This is a genomic window from Arthrobacter sp. H41, assembly GCF_000520535.1.
Taxonomy (GTDB): domain Bacteria; phylum Actinomycetota; class Actinomycetes; order Actinomycetales; family Micrococcaceae; genus Arthrobacter_D.
The window spans coordinates 6,986-15,489 of record NZ_KI914820.1 but is presented as its reverse complement, the minus strand read 5'-3'; the positions used below and the strand labels follow the sequence as shown (position 1 = coordinate 15,489).

Sequence of the window (8,504 nt, the reverse complement as noted above, 5' to 3'; positions counted from 1 at the left end):
GATCGCGGTGGGCTCCGCGCCGAGGATGACCTGCGTCAGATGCTCGTCGGCCCAGATGGGCGGGTCCTCGGGGCCCTCCCGCGGCGGCAGCATCGAGGCCGCGAGGATGGCGAGCCGCAGCGAATCGGGGACCTGCTCCAACCCGCCCGCCGGACCCACCGATGCCCCCCGACCCCGCAACGTCCTGGCCAGTTCCGTCCGGGCCGCAGGAGTCGGACGCGCCGGCACCAGGGCGACGGCGTCGGTCTCGCGTTCGATCACCAGTGAACCCGGCCCGAGCCGCATCCGGAGGCCCTCCGCGCGCTCGAGCGGCAGGTTCACCACGGCGAGCCGGGCAGGAAGCGCCCAATCAGCCATGGACGCCGCCTGGCGGAGGGCGGTTTCATCCGACTGGCCCATCAACAGCAGTTCAAGGAGCTCGGCCCGGCGCCGGTCCACGGCTCCCGCGCGCTCCGACTGTTCGAACGCATAGGCCTCAGCGCTCACCGCTGAGAGTTCATCGATGTACGCGAGGATCGACTCACCGAGGTTGACCACCACACCGAGACCGAGATTGTTCTCCGCCGATACTTTCGACATCTCGCGAAAGGTGACGCGCGCCCCTGTACGGTAGGCACTCAACAGCGCGTCCATGCTCCTGCCCTGCCGGAATTCACCCCGGCCGAGGCCTGCCACCAACTGCCGGCTCTCCTCGGAGAGGGCCGGCAGCCGTGTTCCTGGAAGCTGCAGGAACCGGTCGAGTGCAACGGCGACTCCTCCACGCAGACCGCTGCCGAACCGCCCCTCCATGGGGCGTGCGTAGGCCGGCACCAGCTGCGGTACCGCCTCGATGATGGCCTCGACGATTCCGCTCACCAACGGCCTGAGCATGTCACTGACCTCGCGCGGAAGGCCGAGCCAGGGCGGGTCCAGGGCGGGTGTCGGGAGACGATCTGTGGGCATCTTATACACCGGACCTTTTGTTTCCGCGAGCTAGTTAACCAGCCCTAATCGTATGCCCGGATAGAAGAATTGGAACACAAACCGTTCTAAACTTGAGTATATGATCCGGCTCCCCAGACTGGCACGCGCCGCGTCTGCTCTCATCACTCCGCTCACGCCGGAGGACTTCCTCGCACTGTTCAACCCGGTCTTCTCGGCCAGGCAATTGCGGGGCGTCGTCACCCGCGTGGAGCGAGAGACTGAAAACTCGGCCACCATCTACTTCCGGCCGGGCTCGGGCTGGCACGCCCACCGCGCGGGTCAGTGGGCCCGCATCGGCGTCGAGCTCGACGGCGTCCGGCACTGGAGGTCCTATTCGCTGAGCGCAGCGGCCGGTCAGGACCCCGCCATCACCGTGACCGATGCCGGTGCGGTTTCGAACGTCCTGGTGCGGAACACCCGTCCGGGCGACGTCCTCTTCCTGGCACCGCCGCAGGGTGATTTCGTTCTTCCCGAACATCCTCGTGCACTCCTCATGCTGACGGCCGGAAGCGGCATCACCCCTGTCATGTCGATGATCCGCACCCTCGTGCCGCGCCGCCCGGACGCCGACGTCGTACTCGTGCACTCCGACCGCACCCCTGAGGTGAGCCTTTTCCGGGAGGAACTCAATGAGCTCGCGGACCAGTTCCCCAACCTGCGGGTGACCCACTGGTTCACCGAGGAGCGCGGCCGGCTCGAGTTCACGGCGGCCGGCCTCGACGGGCTGTGCCCGGACTGGCGTTCCCGTGCCGCCTACGCCTGCGGGCCCGAGGGCTTCCTCGATGACGCGGAGGTATTCTGGGCAGCGGAGTCGGCCCTCCCCCGCACCGATCCGGAACCCGGCGCAGCGGATCCGGGAAGCCTGACCATCGAACGGTTCAGCACCAGCCTCGCGGGCGGGGCGGGGCACGACGGCGGCCTGGTCACCTTCGAAGCCTCCGATCGTGAGGTCGAGGCGGACGGGGAAACCCCGCTGCTCGACGTCGGCGAGGACGCCGGCATCCTCATGCCCAGCGGGTGCCGCATGGGAATCTGCCACAGCTGCCTGCTGCCGCTGCGGGCCGGGCAGGTCCGGGACCTCCGGACCGGAGAAGTGCACGGCGATCCGGGGCAACTCATCCAGACGTGCGTTTCGGCAGCCGCCGGACCCGTCAATCTCGACCACTAGACCGAAGTACTTGCAACTGACCGACTTGTCACCCGATTTCTAAGGAGCACAACCCATGACGACCACCCTGACCCGGCCAGGAGCCCTGGCAGCCTCCGGCCACCCGCTTGTCCGTCCGCCGGCCGCACGCCATCTCACCGACGAGCAGATCGCCGAGCTCGGCGTTGAACTCGACGCCATCCGTGACGACATCCTCGCCAAGCGGGGAGCGACCGACGCCGCCTACATCCGCCGCGTCATCAAGGTTCAGCGCGGCCTCGAGTTCGCCGGCCGCGGCGCCCTCCTGTTCGGACGCAACAGAGCGGCCTGGATCGCCGGCACCACGATGCTGAGCTTCGCCAAGATCCTCGAGAACATGGAGATCGGGCACAACGTGCTGCACGGCCAGTGGGACTGGATGCGGGACCCGGACATCCACTCCACCACGTGGGAATGGGATTTCGTGACGCCCGCCAGGTCCTGGCAGCACACCCACAACGACCTCCACCACCGCTGGACCAACGTAGTGGGTAAGGACCGCGACGTCGGATACAACCTCCTGCGGATGGATGCGGACCAGCCCTGGACGCCCTTCAACCTGGGCAATCCGCTGTACAACGCGATGCTGGCGCCCGTCTTCGAGTGGGGAATTGCGCTCTACGACCTCGAGCTCCCGGAATACAACGAGGGCCTGAAGTCCAAGGCGGACCTGAAGCGGGACCTCAAGGCAATGGGCATCAAGGCCGTCAAACAGTTCACGAAGGACTACGCGGCAACCCCCGCCGTCGCCATGCTGACGGGTTCCGGCAAGCAGGCGCTCTACGGCACCCTCGTCGCCAATGCGGTGCGCAACGTCTGGGCCCACGCGGTGATCTTCTGCGGACATTTCCCCGACGGTACTGACACCTTCACCGAGGAAATGGTCGAGGGCGAAACACGCGGCGACTGGTACGTGCGGCAGATGATCGGTTCGGCGAACATCTCCGGGTCGAAGCTGATGCACCTGATGACCGGTAACCTCTCCCACCAGGTCGAGCACCACTGCTTCCCCGACCTGCCGTCCAATCGGTATGCCGAAGTGGCGGTTCGCGTCCGCGAGATCTGCAACCGGTACGGGCTGCCCTACACCACGGGGCCCTTGCCCAAGCAGGTGGCCTCCACCTGGGCCAAGGTGTTCAAGCTAGCGCTTCCTGACAAGGGCTTTTTCAAGAAGAAGAAGACCACAACTCCATAACCCCCGCGTCATCCGCGATGGCCAGCGGTGAACGAGCCTGTCAGGATGGGGAAATGACCCGCGGAATCTATGTGAGCGCCATGACCCCCGGCTCCGGCAAGTCCCTGATTTCCCTGGGACTTGCCGACATGCTGCACCGGCACGCAGACCGGGTGGGGTTTTTCCGGCCCATCGTGGAGGGGGATGATCCTGCAGCTGACCCGATGGTGGGGCTGATGCGGCGCAGTTTCAACCTGTCCCCGGAGCGCTCGCGCGGAGGCCTGACGAGGGCCCAGGCGCGGGCGCTCCTCGTCTCCGGTGACCGCGCGGAAATCGACGCGCGGTGCGTCGCCATCTACGGGGAGATCGCGGCCGAGTGCGACGTCGTGATCGTGGAGGGCACTGACCTCAGCGGGAACGATGCCGCGGTCGAATTCGACCTCAACGCCCGTCTCGCCAACAACCTCGGCGCGATGGTGCTAGCGGTGGTCAGCGCGAAAGGCATGTCGGTCGCGGAGGCGGCGGACACCGTCGACGTCGCACGCCGCGAACTCGACTCGGCCAAGGTATCGCTGCTGGCCATGATGGTGAACCGGGCCGCCGATGACGCCGCCGGAGAGATCGCCTCACAGGTGCGGCCCGGGCGCTCCGGCCGTCCGGTCTACGTCATTCCCGAGCTCGCCGAACTGTCGCAGCCCACCATTTCCGAGGTATCGGCCGAACTAGGGGCCCGCCAGATCGCCGGCAGCTCGAATCTTGAGCGTGACGTCACCTCGGTGCGGGTCGCCGCCATGAATGTGGGCAATTTCCTCCACCTCCTGACGGACGGTGCGCTCGTGATCGTTCCTGGTGACCGCGCGGACGTCCACGTGGCCACGCTCGCGTCGTCGTTCTCTCCCGAGTTCCCCGTGCCGTCGGGCATGATCCTCACCGGCGGACTCGCGCCGGACCCGAACATCCTCGCCCTCCTGGCGCAGGCGCCGTTCCCGGTGTTCACGCTCGACGACGACACCTACACCGTTGCGCGCCGCGTCAGCGAGGTGCGCGGCGAAATCGCGAGCGGACTACGGCGGAAGGCCGCCGCGGCACTCGGCGCGTGGTCCCGGCAGGTCGATGAGACCGAGCTGCTCGAGCGCCTCGAACTTCCCCGGGCGGTGCGCATGACGCCGCTGCGGTTCCTCCACGAACTCATCCAGCGGGCACGGTCCGAGCGCCGCTCCATCGTGCTTCCCGAGGGCACCGATGTGCGCATACTCAAGGCAGCCGAGATCCTCCGTCGGCGTGATGTCTGCGACCTGACGATCCTCGGGCCGGAGTCCCGCATCCGTGAGCTCGCATCGGGCCAGGGCATCGACCTCACCGGGCTGACCCTGATCGATCCTGAGACGTCGGAGCTGCGGGAAGAATACGCCGCCGAGTATGTACGCCTGCGAGCGCACAAGAACGTGTCCATCGAGCAGGCCCGCGAACGCATGCTCGAAGGCGCATACTTCGGTACCATGATGGTGCAGCTCGGCACCGTGGACGGAATGGTGTCAGGGGCAGCCCACACCACGGCGAACACCATCCGCCCTGCGCTCGAATTCGTGAAGACTCGTGACGGCGTCCGGATCGTCTCCTCCGTGTTCCTCATGCTCCTGCAGGACCGGGTGCTGGTCTACGGGGACTGCGCCGTCAATCCTGATCCCGATGAGGAGCAGCTGGCCGACATCGCCATCGCCTCCGCCGAAACGGCCGCGCAGTTCGGCGTGGAACCGCGCGTCGCGATGCTTTCCTATTCCACCGGCGAATCGGGCTCGGGTGGGGCAGTGGACGAGGTGCGCCGCGCCACCGAGCTGGTCCGCAGGCGGCAGCCCGGACTCGCCGTCGAAGGGCCCATCCAGTACGACGCCGCCGTGGACGCCTCGGTGGCGGCCTCCAAGCTCCCGGGCTCCTCGGTGGCCGGCCAGGCGACGGTGTTCATCTTCCCCGACCTCAACACCGGCAACAACACCTACAAGGCTGTCCAGCAATCGGCCGGTGCCGTCGCCGTCGGGCCGGTGCTGCAGGGCCTGCGCAAGCCGGTCAACGACCTGTCCCGCGGGTGCACCGTCGAGGACATCGTCAACACCGTGGCCATCACTGCGGTGCAGGCCCAGCAGGAAAGGCTCCCATGATCGTCCTCGTCATCAATTCCGGGTCCTCATCGCTCAAGTACCAGGTCCGGGACGGCGGGAACGTCCTCGCCGAGGGCCTGATCCAGCGGATCGGCGAAGCCGACGTGCCCGACCACACGGCAGCCCTCGACCTCGTCGACCAGCAGTTGACCGATGCCCTCGACGGCCGCACGATCGACGCCGTCGGCCATCGCGTGGTCCACGGCGGCGAGCGGTTCAGCGAACCCGTGCTGATCGACAATGAGATCACGCGGGCCATCGAACGCCTGAATCCCCTGGCGCCGCTGCATAACCCCGCTGCCGTGCAGGGGATCCGCGCCATCACCAGGAAGTGGCCGGAGATGAGCCAGGTGGCGGTGTTCGATACCGCGTTCCACCGGACCCTGCCCGAACGCGCGTGGCGGTACGCCGTCCCCGACGAGCTCTACCGCAGGTACGGCATCCGCCGCTATGGTTTCCATGGCACCAGCCATGAGTACGTCTCCCGCGGAGCCGCAGCCCTGCTCGGCGTCGAGCCGGGGGATTTCAGCGGCGTGATCGCCCACCTCGGCAACGGAGCGTCGGTGACCGCCGTGCAGGGCGGCAGGAGCATCGACACGTCAATGGGATTCACCCCGCTCGAGGGCCTGGTGATGGGCACGCGGTCGGGCGACATCGACCCTTCGATCCTGTTGTTCCTGATGCGCGAAGGCTACTCGGCCGAGGACCTCGATACACTCCTGAACCGGGAATCCGGTCTTCGGGGGCTGACGGGGACCAATGACATGCGCTCGGTGGACGAGGCGGCCGCATCAGGAGACAAGCGCGCACAGACCGCCCTGGAGGTCGCTTCCTATCGCCTCGCCAAGTACATCGGCGCTTATCACGTGGCGGTGAATGGTGCGCAGGCGCTGGTGTTCACCGCCGGGATCGGTGAGAACGCGGCCGCCTTCCGCGCCGCGACCGTGGGCAATCTGGGCGCGCTGGGCCTGGTGCTCGACGACGCCAGGAACGCCGCCCGCAGCACCGAAGCCCGCATCGTCAGCGCCGCCGGATCGGCCTTTCCCGTCCTGGTGGTGCCCACGGACGAGGAAGCGGCGATCGCCGAGGCGACCACCGCCGTCGTCGCCGGGGAGTGACAACCGCGCGGATTTCCTCCGGCACACTTGGCGTATGACGATCACCAAATCAGTCGTACTGTTCATCTTCGCCGCGTGTGCGGAAATCGGGGGCGCCTGGCTGGTCTGGCAGGCGGTACGCGAGGGTCGTCCGTGGTGGTGGGCGGGCCTGGGCGTGATGGCCCTTGGCGCCTACGGCTTCATCGCCACCCTCCAGCCGGATGCGCAGTTCGGCCGCATCCTTGCTGCTTACGGGGGCGTCTTCGTGGCGGGCTCACTCGCCTGGGGGATGATCTTCGACGGGTTCCGCCCCGACCGCTGGGACCTCACCGGCTCGGCGATCTGCCTGGCAGGCGTCGCCGTGATCATGTTCGCCCCGCGGCTGCCCTCACCCTGAGCAGTTGGCTACACTGCCCCCAGCAACCTGGCGAGCGCAGCAGCGGCAGCGCCGGCTGCCACCACCACGAGGAACGGTGCCCGACACCAGAGCGCAACTGCCGCGGCCACGAGCGCCGCGAGCCTGGCGTCCACCACGACCTGGGTTCCGGCGGCCACCGTGTTCACCGCGGTCAGCGCCGCCAGCAAACCGATGGTCACCGACCCGGCGACGCGAAGCATGCGCGGGTTGTCGAGCAGCTTCGTGGGCACCAGGTAACCGGCGAGTTTCGTGGCCATCGAGACCAGGCAGGCAGCGAGGATCCAACCCCAGAGAGTCATGCCGGTTTCTCCGAGTCGACACCGGAAGGATAGGGATCGACGTCGGGCTCCAATCCCTCGGACGCCGGACCGAGACCGGAAAGTCCCAGAACGGCGGCGACGACGGCGGCGATGAGGATCGGGATTCCCGGCGGGACAAAGGGAACAGCAAGGACGGTCACGACGGCGCACACGACGGCGATCGCAGCGGGCTCCAATCCCTGGATCCGCGGCCAGAGGAGTCCCAGGAACGCGGCGGCGGCCGCGCCGTCGAGTCCCCACTGCGCCGGGTCACCGATGGCCGCTCCCAGCAGGGCGCCCAGTCCTGTGAAGATATTCCACAGCACGAACACCCCGATGCCTGCGGCCCAAAAGCCCCGCCGCTGCTCGACAGGGTCGGTCTGACCGGTTGCGGTGGCCACCGATTCGTCGATCGTGACCTGGGCGGCCAGCAGCTTCCGCCAGCCTGCAGGCCGTAGCAGGAGGTTGAGCTGCATGCCGTAGACCCCGTTCCGGATACCCAGGAGCGCCGAGGCCGACAACGCTGAAAGCCCGCTGCCGCCCCCGGCGATCACACCGATGAACGCGAACTGGGAGCCACCGCTGAACAGCAGCAGGCTCAACGCCATCGTCTGCCACAGATCGAGGCCGGCCGAGACGGACAGGGCACCGAAGGAGAGCCCGTAAAGACCCGTGGCCACCGCGATGGAAAGGCCCACTTTCACGGCGGGCGATTCGGAGAGTTTCACTGCCCTAGGCTATGCCGGGCGGGAGGGAAACTTCCCATTTGTGTCGATGCAGGGAATAGTAGGAATAGACAGCCTACTTACTAATCCTGAGGAGAGTACCGATGAAGGCAGTGACATGGCAGGGACGACGCAACATCAGCGTGGACAACGTGCCCGATCCGCAGCTTCAGGAACCGACCGATGCGATTGTGCGCATCACCTCGACCGCCATCTGCGGTTCCGATCTCCACCTCTACGAGGTGCTCAGCCCCTACATGAACCGCGGTGACATCATCGGGCACGAGCCGATGGGGATCGTGGAGGAGGTCGGCAGCGAGGTCACCAACATCCGACCGGGCGACCGCGTGGTCATCCCCTTCAACATCTCCTGCGGCTCCTGCTTCATGTGCTCGCGCGGTCTGCAGTCCCAGTGCGAGACCACGCAGGTCCGCGAGCAGTCGACGGGTGCGAGCCTGTTCGGATTCTCGGAGCTGTACGGCTCGG

Annotated in this window: 9 protein-coding genes; 6 read left to right on the top strand and 3 right to left on the bottom strand. The window is 67.1% G+C overall.

Annotated elements, in window-relative coordinates; genetic code table 11:
* Nucleotides 1-942 (bottom strand): PucR-like N-terminal domain-containing protein (locus Y705_RS0113695; protein ID WP_049822784.1); only part of this gene is annotated, 942 nt, incomplete at its 3' end.
* Nucleotides 943-1,042: 100 nt separating this feature from the next.
* On the opposite strand from Y705_RS0113695, the gene Y705_RS0113690 reads away from it, so the two are divergent.
* Genes Y705_RS0113690 through Y705_RS0113670 form a run of 5 tightly spaced genes read left to right on the top strand, consistent with a single transcriptional unit; the run spans nucleotide 1,043 to nucleotide 6,973 of the window.
* Entirely contained in the window at nucleotides 1,043-2,131 is a 1,089-nt protein-coding gene (locus Y705_RS0113690) for a ferredoxin reductase (protein WP_026533269.1), read from the top strand.
* A gap of 55 nt (nucleotides 2,132-2,186) precedes the next feature.
* A complete protein-coding gene (locus Y705_RS0113685; protein ID WP_026533268.1) occupies nucleotides 2,187-3,344 on the top strand; it encodes a fatty acid desaturase family protein in 1,158 nt (385 codons plus the stop codon).
* Nucleotides 3,345-3,397: 53 nt separating this feature from the next.
* Nucleotides 3,398-5,479, top strand: a complete 2,082-nt coding sequence (pta, locus tag Y705_RS0113680; RefSeq protein WP_026533267.1) for a phosphate acetyltransferase — start codon at nucleotides 3,398-3,400, stop codon at nucleotides 5,477-5,479.
* Nucleotides 5,476-6,597, top strand: coding sequence for an acetate/propionate family kinase (locus tag Y705_RS0113675; RefSeq protein ID WP_026533266.1), 1,122 nt, complete (start codon nucleotides 5,476-5,478; stop codon nucleotides 6,595-6,597). The genes pta and Y705_RS0113675 overlap by 4 nt, the downstream gene beginning before the upstream one ends.
* A 34-nt stretch (nucleotides 6,598-6,631) precedes the next feature.
* Nucleotides 6,632-6,973 (top strand): YnfA family protein, encoded by a 342-nt coding sequence (locus Y705_RS0113670; RefSeq protein ID WP_026533265.1) that lies wholly within the window; start codon nucleotides 6,632-6,634, stop codon nucleotides 6,971-6,973.
* Between the two features lie 8 nt (nucleotides 6,974-6,981).
* On the opposite strand, the gene Y705_RS0113665 is transcribed toward Y705_RS0113670, so the two are convergent.
* Nucleotides 6,982-7,293, bottom strand: coding sequence for an AzlD domain-containing protein (locus Y705_RS0113665; protein WP_026533264.1), 312 nt, complete (start codon nucleotides 7,291-7,293; stop codon nucleotides 6,982-6,984).
* Nucleotides 7,290-8,021 (bottom strand): AzlC family ABC transporter permease, encoded by a 732-nt coding sequence (locus Y705_RS0113660; RefSeq protein WP_026533263.1) that lies wholly within the window; start codon nucleotides 8,019-8,021, stop codon nucleotides 7,290-7,292. Before Y705_RS0113660 ends, Y705_RS0113665 begins: the two co-directional genes overlap by 4 nt.
* 101 nt (nucleotides 8,022-8,122) lie before the next feature.
* On the opposite strand from Y705_RS0113660, the gene Y705_RS20080 reads away from it, so the two are divergent.
* On the top strand, nucleotides 8,123-8,504 hold a 382-nt coding region (locus tag Y705_RS20080), incomplete at its 3' end, for an alcohol dehydrogenase catalytic domain-containing protein (protein WP_155850084.1).

Coding starts and splice junctions, on each gene's coding strand:
- Y705_RS0113670 (WP_026533265.1), top strand. CDS start 6,632: ATGACGATCACCAAATCAGTCGTACTGTTCATCTTCGCCGCGTGTGCG.
- Y705_RS0113685 (WP_026533268.1), top strand. CDS start 2,187: ATGACGACCACCCTGACCCGGCCAGGAGCCCTGGCAGCCTCCGGCCAC.
- Y705_RS0113665 (WP_026533264.1), bottom strand. CDS start 7,293: ATGACTCTCTGGGGTTGGATCCTCGCTGCCTGCCTGGTCTCGATGGCC.
- Y705_RS0113675 (WP_026533266.1), top strand. CDS start 5,476: ATGATCGTCCTCGTCATCAATTCCGGGTCCTCATCGCTCAAGTACCAG.
- pta (WP_026533267.1), top strand. CDS start 3,398: ATGACCCGCGGAATCTATGTGAGCGCCATGACCCCCGGCTCCGGCAAG.
- Y705_RS0113690 (WP_026533269.1), top strand. CDS start 1,043: ATGATCCGGCTCCCCAGACTGGCACGCGCCGCGTCTGCTCTCATCACT.